The sequence below is a fragment of the Candidatus Pyrohabitans sp. genome (genome assembly GCF_054014795.1).
The window spans coordinates 1-21,242 of record NZ_JBPMGE010000037.1 but is presented as its reverse complement, the minus strand read 5'-3'; the positions used below and the strand labels follow the sequence as shown (position 1 = coordinate 21,242).

At 52.9% G+C, this 21,242-nt stretch carries 27 protein-coding genes; 23 read left to right on the top strand and 4 right to left on the bottom strand.

The annotated features are described in order from the left end of the window. Positions 1-5: 5 nt before the first annotated feature. The 23 genes from ACXJJW_RS04455 to ACXJJW_RS04345 all read left to right on the top strand — a co-directional run bounded on the left by ACXJJW_RS04455 (position 6) and on the right by ACXJJW_RS04345 (position 17,195). The gene (locus tag ACXJJW_RS04455) at positions 6-359 is read left to right on the top strand and encodes a 50S ribosomal protein L32e (RefSeq protein WP_456474528.1); all 354 of its coding nucleotides are present in this window, start codon (positions 6-8) and stop codon (positions 357-359) included. A 4-nt stretch (positions 360-363) separates the two neighbouring features. Beyond that, positions 364-813 (top strand): 50S ribosomal protein L19e, encoded by a 450-nt coding sequence (locus ACXJJW_RS04450; protein WP_456474527.1) that lies wholly within the window; start codon positions 364-366, stop codon positions 811-813. Positions 814-820: 7 nt separating this feature from the next. Next, entirely contained in the window at positions 821-1,396 is a 576-nt protein-coding gene (locus tag ACXJJW_RS04445) for a 50S ribosomal protein L18 (RefSeq protein ID WP_456474526.1), read from the top strand. Between the two features lie 2 nt (positions 1,397-1,398). Continuing rightward, on the top strand, positions 1,399-2,049 hold the full coding sequence (locus tag ACXJJW_RS04440) for a 30S ribosomal protein S5 (RefSeq protein ID WP_456474525.1): 651 nt from the start codon (positions 1,399-1,401) through the stop codon (positions 2,047-2,049). A 1-nt stretch (position 2,050) separates the two neighbouring features. Then, a complete protein-coding gene (locus ACXJJW_RS04435) occupies positions 2,051-2,518 on the top strand; it encodes a 50S ribosomal protein L30 (protein WP_456474524.1) in 468 nt (155 codons plus the stop codon). Beyond that, a complete protein-coding gene (locus ACXJJW_RS04430) occupies positions 2,518-2,982 on the top strand; it encodes an uL15 family ribosomal protein (RefSeq protein WP_456474523.1) in 465 nt (154 codons plus the stop codon). The genes ACXJJW_RS04435 and ACXJJW_RS04430 overlap by 1 nt, the downstream gene beginning before the upstream one ends. Further along, positions 2,979-4,358, top strand: a complete 1,380-nt coding sequence (secY, locus tag ACXJJW_RS04425) for a preprotein translocase subunit SecY (protein WP_456474522.1) — start codon at positions 2,979-2,981, stop codon at positions 4,356-4,358. Before ACXJJW_RS04430 ends, secY begins: the two co-directional genes overlap by 4 nt. A gap of 11 nt (positions 4,359-4,369) precedes the next feature. Then, positions 4,370-4,930, top strand: a complete 561-nt coding sequence (locus ACXJJW_RS04420; RefSeq protein WP_456474521.1) for an adenylate kinase — start codon at positions 4,370-4,372, stop codon at positions 4,928-4,930. Next, entirely contained in the window at positions 4,931-5,443 is a 513-nt protein-coding gene (locus ACXJJW_RS04415) for a DUF106 domain-containing protein (protein ID WP_456474520.1), read from the top strand. It abuts the gene before it with no gap. Positions 5,444-5,498: 55 nt separating this feature from the next. Then, positions 5,499-5,765, top strand: a complete 267-nt coding sequence (locus ACXJJW_RS04410) for a 50S ribosomal protein L34e (protein WP_456474519.1) — start codon at positions 5,499-5,501, stop codon at positions 5,763-5,765. Beyond that, complete coding sequence (gene cmk, locus ACXJJW_RS04405) at positions 5,762-6,304, top strand: (d)CMP kinase (protein WP_456474518.1); 543 nt, start codon at positions 5,762-5,764, stop codon at positions 6,302-6,304. Before ACXJJW_RS04410 ends, cmk begins: the two co-directional genes overlap by 4 nt. A 148-nt stretch (positions 6,305-6,452) precedes the next feature. Further along, complete coding sequence (locus ACXJJW_RS04400) at positions 6,453-6,686, top strand: 50S ribosomal protein L14e (protein WP_456474517.1); 234 nt, start codon at positions 6,453-6,455, stop codon at positions 6,684-6,686. Beyond that, the gene (locus ACXJJW_RS04395) at positions 6,683-7,678 is read left to right on the top strand and encodes an RNA-guided pseudouridylation complex pseudouridine synthase subunit Cbf5 (RefSeq protein WP_456474516.1); all 996 of its coding nucleotides are present in this window, start codon (positions 6,683-6,685) and stop codon (positions 7,676-7,678) included. The genes ACXJJW_RS04400 and ACXJJW_RS04395 overlap by 4 nt, the downstream gene beginning before the upstream one ends. A 54-nt stretch (positions 7,679-7,732) precedes the next feature. Continuing rightward, the gene (locus ACXJJW_RS04390) at positions 7,733-8,095 is read left to right on the top strand and encodes a DUF4870 domain-containing protein (RefSeq protein ID WP_456474515.1); all 363 of its coding nucleotides are present in this window, start codon (positions 7,733-7,735) and stop codon (positions 8,093-8,095) included. A gap of 97 nt (positions 8,096-8,192) precedes the next feature. Then, a complete protein-coding gene (locus ACXJJW_RS04385) occupies positions 8,193-8,582 on the top strand; it encodes a hypothetical protein (RefSeq protein WP_456474514.1) in 390 nt (129 codons plus the stop codon). Between the two features lie 48 nt (positions 8,583-8,630). Further along, on the top strand, positions 8,631-10,193 hold the full coding sequence (locus tag ACXJJW_RS04380; RefSeq protein ID WP_456474513.1) for a lipoyl protein ligase domain-containing protein: 1,563 nt from the start codon (positions 8,631-8,633) through the stop codon (positions 10,191-10,193). A 43-nt stretch (positions 10,194-10,236) separates the two neighbouring features. Beyond that, a complete protein-coding gene (locus tag ACXJJW_RS04375) occupies positions 10,237-11,976 on the top strand; it encodes a radical SAM protein (RefSeq protein WP_456474512.1) in 1,740 nt (579 codons plus the stop codon). Between the two features lie 206 nt (positions 11,977-12,182). Beyond that, positions 12,183-12,323, top strand: coding sequence for a hypothetical protein (locus tag ACXJJW_RS04370; protein ID WP_456474511.1), 141 nt, complete (start codon positions 12,183-12,185; stop codon positions 12,321-12,323). Further along, positions 12,320-13,486 (top strand): radical SAM protein, encoded by a 1,167-nt coding sequence (locus ACXJJW_RS04365; RefSeq protein ID WP_456474510.1) that lies wholly within the window; start codon positions 12,320-12,322, stop codon positions 13,484-13,486. Before ACXJJW_RS04370 ends, ACXJJW_RS04365 begins: the two co-directional genes overlap by 4 nt. A gap of 68 nt (positions 13,487-13,554) precedes the next feature. Beyond that, positions 13,555-14,568 (top strand): phospholipase C/P1 nuclease family protein, encoded by a 1,014-nt coding sequence (locus ACXJJW_RS04360; protein ID WP_456474509.1) that lies wholly within the window; start codon positions 13,555-13,557, stop codon positions 14,566-14,568. Between the two features lie 202 nt (positions 14,569-14,770). Continuing rightward, entirely contained in the window at positions 14,771-15,046 is a 276-nt protein-coding gene (locus ACXJJW_RS04355; RefSeq protein ID WP_456474508.1) for a hypothetical protein, read from the top strand. Between the two features lie 587 nt (positions 15,047-15,633). Continuing rightward, positions 15,634-16,296, top strand: coding sequence for a type IV toxin-antitoxin system AbiEi family antitoxin domain-containing protein (locus ACXJJW_RS04350; RefSeq protein WP_456474507.1), 663 nt, complete (start codon positions 15,634-15,636; stop codon positions 16,294-16,296). After that, positions 16,284-17,195: a nucleotidyl transferase AbiEii/AbiGii toxin family protein gene (locus tag ACXJJW_RS04345; RefSeq protein WP_456474506.1), complete on the top strand. Its 912-nt coding sequence runs from the start codon at positions 16,284-16,286 to the stop codon at positions 17,193-17,195. The genes ACXJJW_RS04350 and ACXJJW_RS04345 overlap by 13 nt, the downstream gene beginning before the upstream one ends. 96 nt (positions 17,196-17,291) lie before the next feature. Here the strand turns inward: ACXJJW_RS04345 and thsB are convergent, their stop codons facing one another. The 4 genes from thsB to ACXJJW_RS04325 form a co-directional block, all read right to left on the bottom strand. Further along, positions 17,292-18,914 carry a thermosome subunit beta gene (gene thsB, locus ACXJJW_RS04340; RefSeq protein ID WP_456474505.1) on the bottom strand — a complete coding sequence of 541 codons (1,623 nt, stop codon included), beginning with the start codon at positions 18,912-18,914 and terminating at the stop codon, positions 17,292-17,294. An 89-nt stretch (positions 18,915-19,003) separates the two neighbouring features. Continuing rightward, positions 19,004-20,200 (bottom strand): putative sulfate/molybdate transporter, encoded by a 1,197-nt coding sequence (locus ACXJJW_RS04335; protein WP_456474504.1) that lies wholly within the window; start codon positions 20,198-20,200, stop codon positions 19,004-19,006. Positions 20,201-20,256: 56 nt separating this feature from the next. Beyond that, entirely contained in the window at positions 20,257-20,598 is a 342-nt protein-coding gene (locus ACXJJW_RS04330) for a hypothetical protein (RefSeq protein ID WP_456474503.1), read from the bottom strand. Positions 20,599-20,604: 6 nt separating this feature from the next. After that, positions 20,605-21,012, bottom strand: a complete 408-nt coding sequence (locus ACXJJW_RS04325; protein ID WP_456474502.1) for a Tfx family DNA-binding protein — start codon at positions 21,010-21,012, stop codon at positions 20,605-20,607. Positions 21,013-21,242: the final 230 nt, after the last annotated feature.

The following is a 21,242-nucleotide window of genomic DNA, read 5'->3' as shown; positions in this document are numbered from 1 at the left end:
TGCAGATGAGGACAAAGAAAAAACCGGAGTTCAAGCGTGTTGATTATCATCGTCACAAAAAGCTGAGCCGCGGCAGCTGGCGGAGACCGAAGGGCAGGCACAGCAAGACGCGTATATACAAGAAGGGTAAGTTCCTTTCACCGAGAATAGGCTATGGTAACGACGCCTCGCTTCGAGGTCTTCATCCCTCGGGCTACCGCGAGGTTCTGGTGCACAACTTAGCCGAGCTTGAAGGGATAGACGCGAGCAGTGAGGCGGTGCGCATCTCCGCGCGTGTGGGCAGAAGAAAGCGCCTGCTGATGCTTGAGAAAGCTAAGGAGCTGAATATTAAGGTTCTTAACCCACCTTCGGAGGCTTAAGATTATGACACTGAGAACTCAGCGCAGAATGGCAGCGTCGCTGCTCAAAGCGGGAGAGAACAGGATATGGATTGATCCCGAGGCGACAGAGGATGTGAGCGAAGCAGTCACCCGCGATGATGTGCGCAGGCTAATTGCCGAGGGAATTATACGTGCAAGACAGAAGCGGGGAATCAGCAGCTACCGCAAGAAGAAGCTGGCGCTCCAGAAGAAGAAGGGAAGAAGGCACGGGCACGGCAGCAGGAAGGGTGCCAAGTACGCCAGGTATGGAAAGAAGGAGAGGTGGATGACGACAATACGCGCCCTTCGTAAGATGCTGCGCGAGCTGCGCGATAGCGGCGAAATCAAGCCTACAGTTTACAGGAAACTCTACCGCATGGCAAAGGGTGGTGCCTTCAGGAGCAGGGCACACCTGCGGAGCTACATAGCGGAACACGAGCTTAGCGAGAGGTGAATATTTAATGGCAAGAGGTGCTAGGTATCGAGTGCCCTTCAGAAGGAGAAGGGAAAAAAGAACAGACTACAGACACAGGCTGAAGCTTTTACTTTCAGGCAAACCCCGTGCGGTTATGAGGTTCACAAATAAACACGTGATTGGGCAAGTGGTTGAGTACTCACCTGAAGGTGATGTAACAAAGGTGTCTGTTCATTCAAAGGAGCTGGCGAAGTTTGGCTGGAAGGGCAGCACCTCTAACCTGTGCTCCGCTTACCTGGTGGGCTACCTCCTGGGCAAGCGCGCCCTTGAGAAGGGCATCGGCGAGGCGGTATTCGATTTGGGGTTGCTCCGCCCTATCCCGGGCAGCAAAGCCTTTGCGGCGCTTAAGGGTATAGTTGATGCTGGCGTGGAGGTGCCTGCGGATGAGGAGGTGTTCCCCAGCATGGAGCGCATACGCGGGGAGCACATCGCAGCGTATGCGAAGCTCCTCGACGAGGAGGAGAAGCAGAGGCGCTTTGGCGATTATCTGAAGCAGGGTCTTGATCCGGAAAAGCTGCCCGAGCACTTCGATGAGGTGCTTGAGAAGATAAGAGGTGCATAATAATGGTGGAAGAGCTTGAGTGGGAACCTGTAACGCGCCTTGGGGCGATGGTGAAAAACGGAGAGATTACCAGGATAGGTGAGATTTTCAAGCTCGGCTTACCCATTATGGAGCCCGAGATAGTTGATATTCTCCTCCCCGAGATCACCGAAGAGGTTCTCGACATAAATCTGGTGCAGAGGATGCACAAGTCTGGAAGAAGGGTGCGCTTCCGCGCCACTGTGGCGGTGGGCAACAAGAACGGCTACATGGGCCTGGGTAAAGGCGTTGCCAGAGAGGTGGGCCCTGCGATACGCAAGGCTATTCGCGATGCAAAGCTCAACCTGATTCAGGTTGCGCGTGGCTGCGGCAGCTGGGAATGCGGTTGCGGGACGCAGCACAGCGTGCCCTTCGCGGTCACTGGACGAGCAGGAAGTGTTCGCGTGACCCTCTTGCCTGCACCCCGGGGTGTGGGACTGGTTACAAACAATGTCAGCAAGAAGATTCTCGCCCTCGCGGGCATTACCGATGTATGGAGTAAGACCTCTGGACAGACGCGCACCACCATAAACACCGCTAAAGCTACCTACGAGGCTCTGCGCAACACAACGCTGATGAAGCTGACGGAGAGAGAGGCCAGGGCAGTGAGCATGGCCGAAGGCGAGGTGGAGTAAGATGCGCCGTCTTTCTGTGGTGAGAGTGCGGGGGCGCGTGGGCGTCCCGCAGGAGGTTGAAGATACGCTTACGATGCTGCGGCTTACCCGGGTGAACCACTGCGTCTTTATAGATGACCGCCCCACCTATGCGGGAATGCTGCAGAAGGTAAAGGACTACATAACCTGGGGCGAAGTTAGCGCTGACGAGGTGGCACTCATCCTTCGCAGGAGAGGTGAGCTTGTGGGCGGAGAAAAGCTAACCGATGCCTATGTGAAGGAGCACACCCGGTTTAAGAGCATAGACGACTTTGCAAAGGCTTTTGTTGATTTCAAGGCAGAACTCAGTGATATACCTGACCTCAAGCCGGTGTTCAGGCTGCATCCACCGCGCAAGGGTTACCGCGGGATAAAGCGCAGCTTCGTGGAGGGTGCTGCTCTGGGCTACAGGGGCGAGGCCATGAAGGAGCTTCTAAGGAGGATGCGCTAATGGCGCTGAAAAACAGGAAGATACGCAAAAAGCGCGGCTCACGAACCTGCGGACGGGGTTCGCACAAGAAGGCCCGGGGAGCAGGAAACAGAGGCGGCACCGGCATGGCCGGAGGCCTTAAGGGTAAGTGGACATGGATAATAAAGTATGCTCCGGGCTACTTTGGCAGACGGGGCTTCGATTTACCCCCGGAAGTGAAGGATGTATATGAGACGATAAATGTGGGTGAGCTCGATGAGCTTGTGGATGAGCTCCTCGCCCGTGGTATCGCCAGAGAGGTCGATGGTAAGATAGAGGTGGATGTTACTAAGCTGAACGTGGAAAAGGTTCTCGGTACCGGTAGGGTTACGCGGGCGCTTCTGGTTAAGGCGCCCAGGTTCTCTTCGCTTGCTGTCAAGAAGATAACCGAAGCCGGTGGTGAGGCAATAGTGCTGGTTACCCGGGAGTCCGGCTCCCCGGCGTGACGGAGAGTGAAGCCGTAATGGGCATTCTGCACAACTTTGAAGGCTTACTGACCAGCCTGCCTGAGGTGGAACGTCCTCGGGTGATACTCAGCTTCAAGGACCGCCTTAAGTGGGTTGTCCTTGTTCTGGTAGTTTATCTTCTCCTTGCAAATACAATGCTTTACGGGCTGGACCATGAGCGCGCTATAAATTACTTTGCCACGCTTCAGACAATAATGGCGAGCAAATTCGGCACGCTTATGACGCTGGGCATAGGCCCTATCGTAACAGGCTCAATTATTCTTCAGATACTCGTGGGTGGTAAGCTCATAGACCTTGACCTCTCCCAGCCCAGGGATAAGGCAATCTACATGGGTACACAGAAGCTGCTTGCCCTCTTCTTCACCGTATTTGAAGCGAGTGTAATGGTGCTTATGGGCGCTCTGCCAGCACAGGGCAATGACCCCTTCTACCAGTTCCTGATAGTGGCACAGCTTATCGCTGCAGGTGCTATGCTCATATACATGGACGAGGTTGTCTCGAGGTGGGGTTTTGGTTCTGGTATAGGTCTGTTCATCGTCGCCGGGGTATGCGAGGAGATAGCCTGGCGCGGCTTCAACCCCTTCTTCAGTGGTGGTGCTCCTGCAGGCATAGTACCCAAGTTCTTCTACACCCTGTTCAAGGGTTATCCTGACTTTTTCTCCCTCGTACCGCTGCTGGGTACCCTCATTGTGTTTAGTATCGTGGTTTACTTTGAGAGCATGCGTGTGGAGATACCTCTCACTTACGGCAGGTTCCGCGGGGCACGCGGAAGGTATCCCATCAAATTCATCTACGCCAGCAACATCCCTGTAATCTTTGCAAGTATCCTTATGGCCAATGTGCAGCTATGGGCTACGGTGCTCCAGAGTATGGGCTATCCGCTTCTTGGCACAATAGACCAGGCCACAGGGGCTGCGACGGGTATAGTTAAGTACTTCACCTTCCCGACGCCGATCTACAGGGCAGATTTTGATCCGGTGCATGCGGTGATTTTCACCCTGCTGCTCATCTCACTCTCGGTGCTCTTCTCCATATTCTGGGTGGAGACCACTGGCATGAACGCCAAGACCGTTGCAAAGAATCTCCAGCAGGGCGGGATGAAGATACCAGGCTTCAGGGGCGACATACGCATTATAGAGCGGGTGCTTCAGCGTTACATACCTGCGGTTACGGTGCTTGGCGGCGCAGCCGTTGGCATGCTCGCCGCCTTCGGTGACCTCACCGGTGCCCTCGGCGGCGGTACTGGAGTGCTCCTAACAGTTGGAATCCTCTATCGCCTGTACGAGGAAATTGCAAAGCAGCAGATAATGGAGATTCACCCGATGCTCAGGAAGGTTGTGGGCGATCTGTTCTAGGAGGTTGATTGATGAAGTGTGTGGTGGTCACAGGCATACCAGGCGTTGGAAAAACCACTGTGCTCAACTCAGCGCTGGAGAAGCTGGAGGAGAAATTTGAGATTATAAATTTTGGTGATAAGATGTTTGAGGTAGCGGAAAAACAGAAGCTTGTAAGTGACCGCGATGAGATGCGGAGGCTCTCACCTGATGTACAGAAGAAAATTCAGAAGCTTGCCGCAATAGCTATAGCCAATGTGGCAGAGGTTAACAATGTGATAGTGGATACTCACTGCACCATCAAGACGCCTGCGGGCTATCTTCCAGGCCTGCCAAGCTGGGTACTGGAGGATCTCAAGCCAACGCAGATAGTGCTTGTCGAAGCCAGTCCGGAGGAGATTCAGATGAGGCGCACCAGCGATGTGACGCGCGTGAGAGATGAAGATACCATGGAGGAGATAGCTCAGCACCAGGCTATAAATCGCGCTGCTGCAATGGCGTATGCAACGCTTACAGGTGCGACTGTCATGATAGTTGAAAACCACGATAACCGCCTCGAGGAGGCGGTAGAACAACTTGTGAAGGCGATATAAATGCCGGTGATTCTAGAACCCCTGTATGCGGTGATGGATGCCACCTTGGGACTCTTCTTCCACCTCACCGCCAATGAAAGGATGAACTATATGGTGGGCATATTCATAGTCTCTACACTGGTCTCCCTCTTCATTACCCTGGTAACTGCACGTGTTGTTGACCAGCGCAAGATGCGAAAGGTAAAGGAGAAGATGAAGGAGCTTCAGAAAAGGCTGAAGAAGGCACAGAAGGCAGGGAACATGAAGGAAGTTAAGAAAATTAATACAGAGATGATGACGGTGCAGCGTGAGATGATGGGAACCTCCTTCAAACCCATGTTTTATACAATAATTCCCATATTTCTGATCTTCTCTTGGCTGCGCTACACCCTGCCCCCCAGTATGACAGTGGTTACCCTGCCTTTTGAGCTGCCCAAGTATGGCACCACACTGGGATGGTTTGGCTGGTATATCCTCAGCTCCTTTGCGGTGTCGCCGCTGCTTAAGAAGATTCTTAACATAGAAGGGCCTTAGAAATCTTTATATCGCATAATTACACACAGAAAAGTTCTTATTGGAGGTAGTGAGTATGAAACCGAGCAAAAGGTCACGCTCTGTAAAGAAGATATCAAAGCGAACACCTGGAGGAAGGGTGGTAATCCATTTCAAGAAGAAGCGCCCGGGTTATGCGAAGTGCGCCCTGTGCAAGCGCGAGTTGCACGGCGTTGCAAGAGGGCGAAGTGCTGAGATTCGAAAGCTGCAGCGCTCACAGCGCAGGGTTTCGCGCCCCTACGGCGGCTACCTCTGCTCTGCATGTATGCGCGCTGAGCTGAAAAGGCTAGTGAGAGGAGAATGATAGTAACAGTCAGCGGACCCATAGGCTCGGGAAAGACAACCGTAGCCAGAGCCTTAGCTTCACGCTTCAATCTGCGCCATGTGAGTGCGGGCGAGGTCTTCAGGGCGCTTGCAAAGGAGCGGGGCATGACCCTGGCGGAGTTCTCCAGGTATGCAGAGGAGCACCATGAGGTAGACCGCCTTGTGGATGAGCGCCAGGTGGAGCTGGCAAAGAGTGGCGATGCTGTCGTTGACGGCAGACTCACCGCCTGGCTTCTCCCAGAAGCTGAAATCAAAATCTGGCTTAAGGCCCCTCTGGAGGTGCGCGCAGAGCGTGTGGCCAGGCGTGAGGGCATTGAATATGAGAGGGCGCTGGAGGAGACGAAGATGCGGGAGGAGAGCGAGGCCAGGCGCTACCGGGAGATTTATGGCATTCGCATAGAGGACCTCTCGCCCTACGATATTGTGCTCAACACCGGTCTTTACGAAGCTGAAGATGTTATTGAGATAATCTCTCTTTGCATATCCCTGTCACCCTATCATTTGGGTAAAGGTAATTAAAAGTCACCCTATCGCACTTCGTGCGAAACGGGTAACTAACGTCACCCTATCGGGCTCCGCCCGAGACGGGTAACCAGCTCCAAAGCGAGGATGAACCCGGAAGGCGACTGAAGAGGGACGAGCTTTGGAAACAGTGAGGTGATAGACAATGTTTGAAGTTGGAAGAGTATGTGTGAAACTTGCAGGCAGAGAAGCTGGTAAGAAGGCAGTTGTGGTTGAACAGATAGACAAGAACTTTGTGCTTGTAGACTCGCCCTGGATAAAGCGCAGAAGGTGCAATGTCAAGCACCTTGAGCCTCTCGATGTTACACTGAAGATAAAGAAGGGCGCTTCCAGGGAGGAGATTGAGAAGGCTCTGAAGGAAGCGGGAATTGAAGAATGAGCAGGCTACCTTCTGAGGTTGAGAGGAAGCTGATAACCCGCACCAAGGCGAAAACCAGCGATAAATTCGGGAAGCGCCCTTCTGAGAGAACCATCGAGGAGCACATAACCTATGGTTTTGTGAACCTCGACAAACCCCGTGGCCCCACCTCCCATGAGGTTGTCTCGTGGGTCAAGAGGATTTTGAATCTGAAGAAGGCTGGCCACGGGGGTACCCTCGACCCCAAGGTTTCTGGAGTCCTCCCCATAGGTCTCGAAAAGTCCACCCGCATACTCCAGGTGCTTCTCCCGGCGGGTAAGGAGTACGTGTGCGTGATGCGTCTCCATGGCGATGCTGCAGAGACTCGCCTCAGGGAGGTTTTTGAGGAGTTCACCGGGGCAATAGTACAGCGCCCGCCTGTGAAGAGCGCTGTGAGGCGCCAGCTGCGCACCCGCAGAATATACTATATGGAGCTTCTTGAGGTCGACGCAAGGGATGTTCTCTTCCGCGTAGGATGCGAAGCAGGCACGTATATACGCAAGCTGTGCCACGACATGGGCGAGGTTCTGGGCGTGGGCGCCCACATGCTTGAACTAAGACGCACAAAGAGCGGGAGCTTCACTGAGGAAACGCTTGTAACACTGCACGACCTCTGTGACGCCTACCATTTCTGGCGCGAGGATGGTGATGAGAGCTTCCTCCGCAAAGCTATTCTGCCGGTGGAGCATGCGGTGAAGCACCTCCCCCGCGTGGTGGTGCGCGATTCTGCAGTTGACGCCCTCTGCCATGGCGCCAACCTGGCGATACCCGGCATAGCCAAGGTGGACAGTGAGCTCAGCCCTGGCGATCTGGTGGCCATGTTCACCCTCAAGGGGGAGCTCATCGCTCTGGGCAAGGCGAAAATGGACACGAAGAGCATACTCACAGAAAACTCGGGAATTGCGGTTAAGACAACGCGGGTACTCATGAGCACCGGCACATATCCCAGGGGGTGGAAGGGAAGGGAGGATTAATCCATTCTGAAGCCGAAAACATTATATCCCACCATTAAAAGAATAGAATGGGAGGTGGTGAAAGGGTTGGGTGGAAAAACAAGTACAGGTCTGGAAGAGAATATTGCAGGTTTGCTCTGCTATCTTCTGGGGATTATAACCGGGATAGTATTTTATGTGATTGAGAAGGATAACAAATTTGTGCGCTTTCATGCGGTGCAGAGCATTGTGGTTTTCGGGGTGATTCTGGTTATCCAGTGGGTGCTTATTCCGATAGTGATGATGGTGCCTCTCGTGGGATGGGTGGTGGGCGGCCTGCTCGGTCTTGTGGTCTTCATAGTTTCAATAGTTCTATGGATACTTCTTATGTACAAAGCTTACAGGGGTGAGAGGTACAGGTTACCTATCGCAGGGAATTTTGCGGAAAAGTACGTATGAGGTGGTAAAATATGGGGAAACACTATTTTTTGTTGCATTTCTGCTCCTTCTCCTCTTTCTGGGCTGTACCGGTGGGGGGAAAAGTGCTGTCAGTGACGTGGGTGAAAAGGTAAAAGAGAAGGTAGAGGGCACAGTGAGCGAAGGCTGGTGCAAAAGGGGCACATACTGGCAGTGGATGAATCCAACCACTGGCGAGAGCGCCAAACTGATTGTACAGGGTGTTGTTAGCCACAAAGGCAAGAGGCTCTGCAAGGCTGTGCTCGAAAGTGCCGGTGCAGAGGGTGCTGGAAAGATGGAGAGTTACTTCGACGAGAGTGGAAGCTATTCCCATATGCTCCTCTATGACGAGCGGGGTAAATTGATGTTTGAATGGGAGATGGAGGATGGTAAGATAACTATGCGACAGTACGACGAGCAGGGCAATGTGGTGAGTGAGTACACAATGGGTGAGGGTATGCCCATGATACCCGGAATACCAACCCAGTGAAAGAGCTTTACTTCTTTTTTTGCCCTTGCCAGCCTTGGTGATAGGGCTATGCAGACCTGGCGTTTGCTGGACACCGGCAAGCGGAGTGCCGCTGAAAACCTCGCCATAGACGAGGCCCTGCTTCTTGCAAGGGCGAGGCATTCTTCACCCAATACGCTGCGTTTTCTTCAGTTTTCACCCAACGCTGCACTGGTGGGATTCCATCAGAGTGTTGAGCTGGAGATTCGGGAGAGTTACTGCAGGGAGGCGGGCATAGATATAAACCGCCGCATCACCGGTGGGGGGGCATTGTATTTCGATGAGACGCAGCTCGGGTGGGAGATTATCGCCCCTCGAGGTTATGAAGCCTTCCCGAAGCGCGTTGAAGAGCTCTACGAGGTAATATGCAGGGGCGCTGTGCGCGGGCTGCGGAACCTTGGCATCGACGCCGCCTTTCGCCCGAAGAACGACATAGAGGTTAACGGAAGGAAGATCTCGGGTACAGGGGGTGCACTCGAGGAGGACGTCTTTCTGTTCCAGGGCACCCTGCTCATGGACTTCGATGTCGAGACCATGCTCAGGGCGCTGCGCATACCCACTGAGAAGCTGAAGGACAAGGAGATGGAGTCGGTTAAGGAACGCGTTACCTGCGTCAGGTGGGAGCTTGGCCACCTGCCGGCACTGGAGGAGGTGAAGCGCGCCCTAATGCAGGGGTTTGCCAGGGAGTTTGAGCTGTACTTCGAGGAGGGCGAGCTTACCCGAGCAGAGGAAAAGCTCTATGGAAAGCTTCTGCCGAAGTTTAAATCACGGGAGTGGATTTACGGCACGCGGAGAGCGCCGGAGCAGCGCGCAACGCTCCGCGCCGCGAAGAAAACACCCGGCGGACTTATTCGCGCTCAGCTGGTCGTCGACACAAGGAATGAGCGCATCCACTTTGCTCTGATTACAGGCGACTTTTTTGCCTATCCCAAGAGGGCCATCTTCGACCTGGAGGCGAGGCTCAAGGACGCGAGCGCCGCGCCGGAGGAGGTTGAGGCCACAGTGAGGCGCTTCTTCTCAGAGCGGGAGGTTGAGATACCAGGTGCGGGCGTCGAAGATTTTGTTGAGGCTTTGCTTGCCGCCCTCGCCAAACTCAGGCTTAAGAAGTACGGCATAGGCATAGAGGAGGCGAACCGAATATTTACAGTGCTGGAGGACTTCGAGGGCATTGCCAGGCCCAAGGCGCTGCTTTTACCCTACTGCGCCAAGGCAAAGGGCTGCGACCTTCGATATGAAAACGCCTGCAGAAAGTGCGGAGGCTGCACTGTTGGTAAAGCATATGAGCTCGCAGAGGAGCTGGGCCTGGAGGCGATTACCATTGTGAACTACGAGCACCTGGAGGAGACGCTTCGCAGCCTCCGCGAAAGGGGCATCGATGCCTTCATAGGCACCTGCTGCGAGAGCTTCTTCATAAAGCACCAGCACGACTTTGAGCGCCTGGGCTTAAAGGGTGTGCTCGTTGATATAGACAACACCACCTGCTACGACCTGGGCAAGGTAAGGGAGGCGAAGAAGGGCAAATTCAGGGAGGAGACAACCCTCAAGCTCGAGCTGCTTGAGAAGGTGCTGAGGTTGAAGATGGATGGGGGATAAGCCGGGGCAACATATTTATTCCCCCTCTGCATCTCTTTAAGCTATGGCAGCCATGGAAGAAGACCACCTGGAGTTTCAGCTGAAGCAGCTTAAGCCTGAGGAGACGCTGGAGGACATCTTTATTAAGAACAAGCAGACCTACCTTTTCTACAAGTTGGCCTGGATACAGGATTTCTTTGATAAAAAGAAGATTGCCCAGGAGCTAAGTTTCCTTGTTATGATGATATACATCTACGACTTCATAGACCGCCTGGGCATGCGATTTGCCGACCGCATAATAAATTTCCTGTCCTTTACGGGCTGGCCTCTCAGCAAGTTCACCCCCCTACTCGGGCTTCATCTGCAGGCGAAGATACCCATGGCGGTGTCGCTGGAGTATCCGGAAAAAACAGAGGATGAGCAGGAGAAGATAGCTGAGCTGGTAACCACCGCCTACTCCTGGCTTGGCCTGGCGAGGGAGCAGGAGCTGGACATTGACCGCGTGGTGAAGCAGAAGCGCTGGCTGTACTCCCTGCTCAACTCTGAGCCAGAACAGAAGCGTCTTGAACTTGTGGAGAGGCTGCAGGAAGAGGGGGGAAGACAGGTAGAACTCAATCTTCTGAACATCGGCATTGTCCCCACTGAGCTCTGCCCCAACCGATGCCGCTTTTGCCTGGCAGCATGGAAGGCGAGCTGCGAGGAGAGGATAGGACGGGGTATAGACGAGGAGGAGTTTGAGGTTATAGCCGACGAGGTGATAAACTTCGCTGAGGAGCACTCACTCATAGTCACAGTTACGGGAGGCGAGCCCTTCCTGGAGCTGGAGCGGGTGCTCTACCTTGTGAAGAATGCACGCTCTCGCCTGGACATAACCACCAGCGCCTTCTGGGCGCAGGATGCTGACAGAGCCAGGGAGATACTGTCGAAGCTGCGCGAGGCAGCAAAGCAGAACCGCAGCCAGAACTTCAGCTTTACGCTGCAGGTCAGCCTGGACGCCTTCCATCAGGAGGTTTTCTTTGAGAAGGGCGAGTTTGTGCAGAATGTGCCCCTAGAGTGCATAATTAATCTCCTCATGCTGACCCAGGAGGAGTTTCCGGAAATTGAGGTTGTGCTTCTGACGAAGCTCACATCCTACGAGGACCCTCTCGCGAGGCTTATAAAGCTGCTTGAAGGGCAGGGCGTGAAGCTTAGGCTCACGCAGAAGGTGACTCAGCCGGGGGTTACCGTGAGCCTTCTGGACGAGGAGCGCAATCTCGTAGCAAAGCCTGCACTGCTAAAGGCATACATTGAATTCGAGGACACCCCCGGAAAGCCGGTGCTTGTATTCTATACGGTAGTGGAGAGCATGGGCAAGGCTTCAGCCCTGGACGCCTTCGAGTTTCCAGGCTTTAGGGAGCAGGTGCAGGAACTCCTAAAAGGTAAGGGCGATATTAAGCTTCCATTAATCGGCCTGGAGGTGAGCGACGACGGGAATGTCTATCCGGGTGCTCACTCGCTCTATGCCTGGAGCGCCGGCAACCTCCTTGAGGAGGGTCTGGCGGATATTTATGAGCGGCTGAGCTATGACCCGCTTATTGTAGCCCTCGCCGAGGAGCCAGTGAGGATATTTGCTCTGGCAAGGGAGGTTGAAGGTGAGCGCATAAATGCGATTGCAGCAAGGGAGTCATCGCCACTGGCGGCTGCGTACAAAATCCTGGAGACGCCGTGGATGCGCCTGTACATAACCCGCCGCCTTCTGGGCGAGTCCAAGGAGAAGGCTCAGGAGGAGTACAGGAAGTACAAGGAGAAGTACACCGGAGAATAATAAAATTTTGCTAATACGTATTACTATTTCCTAATTTTTTTAATTTTATACGCAAGGGCGCAAAACTATAAATATCACGCGGGAGCAGGAATAATCGGGTGATTAAATGAAAATTGTGAAGAAGGAGAAGAAAACTGCGTATGCGACCTGCAAGTGTCACAAGAGCTGCATGTAAATCCCTCTTTTTCTTTTTTTGTGGTGATACCATGGATATGTCTGAAGAGGTAAGAGAGAGGGTGTGTAAACGCTGCGATTTCTACAAGGAGGGCGAGACCCTGGAGTGTGCAGCCTTTAAAACAGCGAAGCGCCTTGTGGAGCAGGGGAAGGTTACCCTAGACGAGATATGATGTACCCCCGACTTAAAAACTGTGTTCTGCGCGGAGGGGAGGGCTACTTCCTCTACAACTATGTTGAGGATGAGGTGTATGAGCTGGACAGCGAGGCCTTTGAGCTGCTGCGCCGCTTTACAGGCAGCAATAACTTCGTGAGTCTCACAGAGGAGTTTGAAGAGGGGCAGGTGAGGGAGGCGGTGGAGTATCTCCTCGGGGAAGGCTGTCTCAGGGATGAGCATCTCGACGATGCCCCGCAGAGCTTTATGGTTGAGAACTTCACACCCTCGCTGCGCTACCTACAGCTCCACATCACAGAGCGGTGCAACTTGGTGTGCAGGCACTGCTATCTGGGTGATAAGGCGGCAATAGATCTGCCCAGGGAGCTGGCCTTTAAGGCTGTGGAGGAGTTCTCCAGCTTTGGATGGAAGCTTTTAATCACCGGAGGTGAGCCCCTGCTCTCTCCCTACTTCTGGGAACTTGTCAGCTACGCCTCTAAGCGTGGGATTCGCGTTGTTGTGCTCACCAATGGCACGCTTCTAGAAGCTAAAGCGAGGAAGCTGGCTGAGCATGTGCATGAGGTGCAGGTCAGCCTGGACGGCATGAGGCAGGGACACGAGGCACTGCGAGGTGAGGGAAGCTTTGAGGCGACGCTGAGGGGAATTGGAGCCGCAGCTAAATACATGAGGGTTAGTGTGGCGACGATGATTCACAGGGAAAATCTCCAAGAATTCCCGCAGCTTGAGAGGCTTGTTAAAAGCCTTGGCGTGGAGGAGTGGAGTCTCGATGTTCCGTCGCCAAAGGGAACACTGCTCGAAAATCCCGACCTGCTTCCACCCTATGAGGAAGCGGCGCGGATATACACGCGCTACGGCTTCTCCTCGGGGGTGCACGGGGGCAGCGGTGACTATGCCTGCGGTTCTCACCTGTGTGCTGTTAATGTGGAAGGCGATGTTACAAAGTGCGGCTTTTTTGTGCAGGGTGTTGGCAACCTTGCAGAAATTTCGCTGAGAGAGGGATGGAGGAGAATAGTAGAGAGCTACCTGCCCAAGGTGAGCGAGCTCGCATGCACCGGCTGCGAGCATCTGAGCGAATGCCGCGGCGGGTGCAGATTTCGGGCACTCTGCGAAGGCGACTTTCTGGGCAGGGACAGCTTTCTGTGCCTGCTTTACAGAGGCTGAAAGCAGTATAAAGATACCTTTATATATACCCCAGCCCCAGCTTATACCCTGAAAGGGGGTTTAGCGTTATGAAGCAGCGGGCTCATGCCTGGGTTGCGTTGAGGGCTCTCAAGCTGATAGACGACAGCGGCAGGGCGCCCAAGCTGGTGGAGCTCCTGTCCTACTACCTCAGCGATGTCTGGGACGGGGCGTGGCTCCCCGACATCCTCATCAGGGACATGAGCTACGGCCACATTTTCAAGATGGAAAGTGACCCGGAACTGCTGGGAGGCATAGAGCCCCGGAGGAAGGTCACCTACACCCAGCTCAAGAAAAACCTTAGCGGAAGAAGGCTCTGCCTGGGTTACCTGAAGGGTTCGGAAGAGCTGAGAAAGCCCTACTGGGTCCACGAGGAAGTGGGTGGCCACCTCCCCGACAGGGTAATAGCCCTGACCCATGGGATAATAGACATGCTGAAAATGGGGGACTACCCTCTCGCCTTCTACGCAAAGAAGAAGCGCGCCAGGGCATACAGGAGGGAGGACCTGTCCCGGCAGAGGATAAGGGACCTGTCGCTCTCGCCGAACTTCTCCGCCAGGCAGATAGCCCTGATGTTCTATATGGTCAGCCACTACATCTGCGACGCCCACATGCCCCTGCACTGCGACCTCCGCGATTACGGGGGCAGGGGGATAAGGCGCAGGCTCCCTAGAAGTTTGCACCCGAGCATAGAGGCGAAGTGGGAGGAATCCTTTCCCGATAAGGAAAGACTGACAATCCACGACTACACCACTGAGAGCCTGGACGAGGTGGTCACAGACCTGCCGGAGGACTCGCTGATAGAGATAGATTCTGAGAAGAAGTACTCCCTCGGACGTATTACGCTGCCCAGGAGGAATGAGTGGGATGAGATGGTGAATATCAGCAGGGTTTCTTATGCCTTCTCCAGGGAGTGGATAAAGCAACCCTACAGGGATGCCGACGCCCTAATAGCAGACATCGGGGAGGAAGAGTTCAGGAGGGGCACCAACCTCATCTTCCACGACGCCGTTGCAGAGGTGGCAAGGATATGGTGCAAGGCCTGGGGCGTCTTTGTCAGGTGAGTATTGAGGGTCTGCTCAGGTTGAGCCTGCCTTTGCTTGCAAAAAGCTACGTGAAAACCTAGATAAGCGTCGCTGGCAGTGGTTGAGAAATAAATTGCTGATAGGGAGCTATTAGCGACGTCCGTGCTGTTATACTACTATAACAGAAAAACTTACCTAGAACGATACGTCAACTCAAAGAAATCTACGAGGATGAATCGCTATGAAATTCAAACTTGACCCTGCGGAAATAGAGGCCATGAAAGAGGCTGGTATCAAGATTAAAGAATATCAGGCGGAATGGGAGAAAGAATATTGCCTGAATATAGGTAGAGGCATCGAGGGTGATGTCAAGGTTAAATTCTTCCAGGAAAATGGAGAATCCTATCTTGAGATCCCCAATGACGTGGTCGAGAATATTAAGATGAATGAGGACCTGGTGGGCTTTGTGGAGTTTATTCCCTATCGTGGAGACAAGATTGAGATAAAAGTATTCTGACTTCCCTTTACCTTTATAAAAAACTTCTTTTTGCACCGCTTAAATCATGAGCGGTAAAGTTGTTACTCTTGATATCAACCTTGGGAGAGTTTCTGAGGTCTGCCAGGGTTTTTGCACCCTACTCTCAATCCCACAATGGTCTGATTCCAGCCCAACTGCGCTGATAATCAGGTATGCCACAATAACATTTCAATCCCACAATGGTCTGATTCCAGCACGATTGCGTCTGCTGAAGTTTCTGCTACAATAGACTTTCAATCCCACAATAGTCTGATTTTAGCCAAAGAACTCAAGGAAGGCACCGGCGACAATATAATCTTTCAATCCCCCAATGGTCTGATTCTAGCTGTCGGGAGAAGTGTTTCCTTCGGTCTCATCGTTAACTTACAAAAAGCATATGCTCTTCTCCGGATAATCTGCATACAGAGATCGCCTCCAGTTCTCTACAAATAAAGCACCCTTTTCAATCTACTCTAACAGGATTTTGAACACGGCGGTTCCACATTCTCACATCTTCTCTACTCCCTTCAAAACATTGGTGACGTTAGATTTCATATTACTATTCATCCAATAAGGTGAATTGTGATATGAAAACGATTGAAGTCGTCCTGAGAGAGTTCCCCCTAAGGGGCAAGAGGTTCCTCACCTCGAAAGAGCTGGAGGAGGTGTGCAAACGCTACGGGCTGGACGGCCTCACCACGAAAAAGGTTCTGCTGAACAAGGGCTATCTGGTGAGGATATTCAGGGGTATCTTCTACCTCAAGGACTACAATGAACACAGGACAGGCGTGCTCAGGTACTCTGCTCCAGAGCTGCTCGCAGAAGGTCTGGGGTTCAAGGGTGTGAAGAACTGGTACTTTGGCCTGAACACGGCGCTCAAGATGCTTAACCTCACCCACGAGGTCTTCAGAGTCAGCTATGTGCTCAACGACAGCTTCAACAGGGTGAAACCCCTCAGCATAGCAGGTTCCGACTTCTTTTTTATCAGGATTAAGCCGAAGCTCTTTTCCTTCGGCATAAAGGATGTCAGAACCTCCAGCGGCATAACACTGAGGCACAGCGATTTGGAGAAGACACTCCTGGACATGATCTACCTCTCCAGGCGCTCCGGTAGAGATATCGCAGAGACGGTGCTCGATGAGTATGGAAAGGATGCCAGCCCAGAGGTTCTTCTGAGCTATGCGAGACACTACCCATCGACGGTAGAAAAGACGGTTAGTGTGTGGGTTGAGAGGAGATGGAGAAGCTGAAGGAGTTCCTGGCACTGCTGGGCAAGCGCACTGGTATAGGTTCCGAGGAGCTACTGGAAAAGGACTTCCTCCTGAACCTGCTTCTCCACAAGTTGAAGGGAGAGGAGTACGCCTTTAAGGGCGGCACCTGTCTCTCCAAGGTTTACCTGAACTACCACCGAATCTCTGAGGACCTGGATTTCACCTTCGTGGAACAGGAACGCTTCCACGGCATTTCCGGGAAGGGAATTAAAAGAGAGTGCTCTAAGCTGATAACCTCCTTCGGAGAAAGGTTGGAAGAGGTTGCTGTAAAACACAGACTGGACTTCAGACTGGATAAGAGCAACAGAAGGTACGTGGAGATAGGGAGCAACAACAGGTTAGCGACCTTTAAGGTGTGGTACACCTCCGCCTTAACCGGAAGAGAGTCCTTCGTGAAAGTGCAGGTGAACTACCATGAGCTGGTTCTGTTCCCATTCCAAAGCAAAACCGTTTGGCCGATAGAGGTGAACCTTTCTCCAACAGAAAAGAAGTACTTTGAGGAGCTGTTGGATTTCTACAAACTCGCAGAATACCCCGTATACGATGCCAGAGAAATAGCCTGCGAGAAGCTCAGAGCCCTGCTGACGAGAGTGAGCATAAAGAGCAGAGACGTGGCTGATCTCTTCTTTATAGAGAAAGAGCTGGATATCCCTCTGGAAAGAGCTAAAGAACCAGCAATAGAAAAGACGCACTTTGCACTGAGACACTACGCAAAGTACAGGGAAAACTTCAAGAAAAGCGGGAGAATAACACCAAGAGAGCTGCCAGAGAGAGTGGATCATATACTGCTGAGAAGGGCGGAGAGAAAAAGCTTTGCCACATTTGCAAAAAGACTGGCTGAACTTCTGCAGGAAATGAGAAAGGAAATCTCCGACTGAGGTGATAGAAAAAATGTAGTGGACAGCCGAATAAAAAGACTACCTGCTCTCTCACAAGGGTGGTACTCCTTCCTAAAGCCGCAGAAAAAAGAGGGGTTAAAACTGTGGCATCTCTGGCGCCCCTCCCTCCTTCTCCTTCTCAAATTTTCCGGCTGCCACGATGTCGTCAATGCGAAGGATCATTACCGCCACCTCGCTGGCAGCAGAGATCGCCTGCGTTTTAACGCTCACAGGGGTTATAAGCCCCGCTTTGAAGGTGTCGGTGAGCTCATTCGTTGTGACATCGTAGCCGTAGTCAGGGCTCTTCTCGTGGGCCTTTCGAAGCTCCACCAGCACATCTATAGGGTCCAGGCCGGAGTTCTCGGCCAGAGCGCGGGGTATCACCTCCACAGCATCGGCAAACGCCTCTATCGCCAGCTGCTCTCGCCCTCCCACCGTAACAGCGTAATCTCTGAGCCTCAGTGCCACCTCTACCTCCGGTGCCCCAGCGCCTGCGACAACCTTGCCCACATGCATCGCTGCCGCAACAACACCTATCGCATCCTCAATGGCGCGCTCCGCCTCATTGACCACGTGCTCACTGCCGCCGCGGATGAGTATGGTCACCGCCTTGGGGTCCTTGCACTCGCGCACAAACACCATCTCATCATCGCCTATCTTCATCTCCTCAACAACGCCCGCATACCCAAGGTCCTTGCTGCTCAGGTCGTCAATACTCGTAACAATCCTCGCCCCGGTTGCCTTTGCAAGCTTCTCTATGTCGCTCGCCTTAACCCTGCGCACCGCAAATATCCCCTCCTTCGCCAGGTAATGCTGTGCAATGTCGTCTATACCCTTCTGGCAGAACACCACATTCGCTCCTGAGGCTTTGATTTTCTCCACCATATCGCGTAGCATTCGCTCCTCCTCGTCCATGAATGCCTGAAGCTGCTCCGGGTCAACGATATTTATCTTTGCGTCCACCTCTGTCTTCTTAACCTCCAGCGCAGACTTTATCAGTGCAATCTTAGCCTCCTTAACCACACGGGGCATGCTAGTGTGCACCCGCTCCTTGTCCAGCACAATGCCATTCACCAGCTGCGTATCCTCAACGCCGCCGCCTGCCTTCTTCTCTATCTTTATAAGTTCCCTGTCGACAATGCCATTCTCCCGCACCTTCTGCACCGCATCCACCACTATTCCCGCGAGATGCTCCTTGGACTTCTCTGCCCCCTTGCCTGTCATCGCCATTATCGCAACCTTTTCCAGTGCCTCCATGTCGTCTGGCGATATGTCATGCGCCATGTCGTTGAGAATCTCCCTCGCCTTCTCTGAGGCCATGCGGTAGCCTCTGGCTATTAGCGTGGCATGCACCTCCTGCTCGAGGAGGTCCTCAGCTCGCTTTAAGAGCTCCCCTGCGAGCACCACTGCAGTGGTTGTACCGTCGCCAACCTCACTCTCCTGGGTCTTGGCTATCTCAACTATCATCTTACCAACCGGGTGCTCTATGTCCATCTCCTTGAGTATAGTCACGCCGTCGTTGGTTATCGTCACATCACCTAGGCTGTCCACGAGCATCTTGTCCATCCCTCTCGGTCCGAGGGTGGTCTTTAAGGTCTCGGCGATTATTCTCGCCACCATTATGTTTGTGCGTCTCGCCTCACTGCCCCGGGTGCGCTGCGTCCCCTCCTTGAGTATCAATACAGGAGTCCCACCAAGCTGTCCAACTTGTGCAGCCATCTAAATCCACCTCCTTCCTTAAGTTTAGTAAATAATGGTTAGAAAAATATTGGCGGCGAGGTTTTTATTTTTTGCGCTTCCTAATCCCCTTAAACTGTTATCTTTTCATACTTAAGGAGGTAAGCGAGGATTAGCCCTATGAGGAATGCCCACGCAAGGTTGCTCATAAGTGTAATGCCCAGCATCACCAGCGGGACATAGAACTCCTTCTTCCCCCTCAGATCCCTTATCATCGTCATGAGCTCTGCCCCGGCGATGAACAGCAGAACGCCCAGAATTGAGAAGGGCAGAAGCTTTATTATCTCTATTGAGCTTTCTCCGAAGAGTAGGGCAACGCCAAGGAAGAAGCTCCCTATTATTATGTTGTTGCCAGCCGTACGCGCGCCAAACCTGTAGTGCGCTGCTAAGCCGCCTGCACCGTGGCACATGGGCATACCACCAAACAGGAAGGAGCCCAGGTTCGCCAGTCCCTGGCTCGTGGCGAGCGCCCTGTAGGTCACCCTCTCTGCTCTGCCCCCGAAGTAGCTCTTCGCAAGGTCGTGCTGTGCGACTACTGCATTGCCCAGGGTCATTGGAATCTGGGGCAGGACCAGAAGGAAGAAGGCTGTAACAAAGTCGTCCACACTCGGCATGCCTCTAAAGAAAATTGGCTCAGGCAGGTGAATACCCAGGGTGACTCTGGGCGTTTGAAAGGCCAGGCCTATGATGAATCCCCCCAATACTATTATCAGGGCGGCAGGTGCCTTCCTGTTCTCAAGGAGGAGATACGCCACAGCCAGGCTTGCAATTCCCAGCAGGAAATACACACTCAGATCGCCCACGCCGAGTTCAGCAAGCTTAAACTGATAGCCCGGTACGACTGGGCTCTGAGGGGGTGACTTTAAAAATTCGAGACCGCGGATGAGCAGCAGCGTACCGACGCCGAGCTGTACACCTCTGACAACCGTCTTTGGAACGTACCTGCTCAGCTCTATTAAGCCGGTGGTTCCGAGGAGTATCAGGATAGCACCCACAAGTAGGGCACTCGCATAGATTATGTTGGGTGTTATGAGGGCGTAATTTGCGATTGCATAAGCGCCGATAACCTTCATGGGCTGCACGGGAGTGGGCACACGGTAGTAGGCTCCGGAGAGTATGTAGAACAGCCCAATCATAAAGAACAGGCCTATGGCACTTACACCATTGAGAAGTATCATTCCCAGAGCTAGGGGTAGGAGTGTGCCCAGGTCGCCAAGCGAGCCGGCAGCTTCCACCCTGTCAAACCTGTAATCCCTGCCTATCTGCATCGTCAGAGATAAAAATTATAACAATAAAAAATTAATTTATTATATTTAAAACCGATTTACATACTATTTTTATTATTTAAGTGCTTTTCCAGGGCCTTCTCAATTTCACTGCGCGTGGCATTGCCCTGAATAGCGATCTCCCGTCCTATTATCAGCGCCGGGAATTGCTCTAAACCGAGCCTTTCAGCCCTGCGCAGGTTTCTGGGGAAGTTGTGCACTATGAGCATGTTGCCATGCAGGTCTTCAAAAACGCTCAGGGTGTTTATCCACCTTCTGCCAGTTTTTTCCTCCAGCACCTGCATAACCGCCTTCTCAAACTCCTCACTCTCCTCTTGAAATTCAACACCGCAGCAGCCGTCCTGCACTGGCAGAGACTTTCTGAGTAGCTCAATTCTCATTTAGCATCACTCCACTATAACCCTCCCGCTTCTCAGAATGTTAACCTCTATTTTCCTGGCAATGCGATTGCCCATAACCCTGTTTCCACCCCTCCTGCGCAGCAGGCCGATGAGTGATGTCTTGTTGTGCACCACCTTTATGCCGTGCTTGTCAGCGGCTCTGAGAATCTTCTCGGGCGCAGCGAATATGTCCTCGCCCTCCTCCAGGGATACCCTCACCGGCGATAGTTTCTCGAAGGCTATTATTGTGCGCCTCGCCTTTTTGACATTCTCCCTGGCGCGCTTTTCCAGTATAGCGATGTTCTCACGTGTGGTGCCCAGAATTTCTGCTATCTCACGCTGCTTGTAACCCCTGGCGCGTAGCTCCAGGATTTTGAGCTGCTTCTCTGTCAGGAAGGATTTTTCCTGTGCCAATTTACCACCGCCAGTAAATTTGCATAAGCATAGATAAATATTTCTGTTTACATTCTTTGTTGTTCTATCCAGGGACATATGTCCGGTTGAAGTATAATTCTGCGGGATACATATAGTTGATTCCTTGATGCGGTCTCTCGAAGTTCCAGTAATACACGAATTCTCTAAGACCATTGAACCTCCCTGCCTCATACACATACGCCTTATGAAAAGCCTCCACCTTACCGATC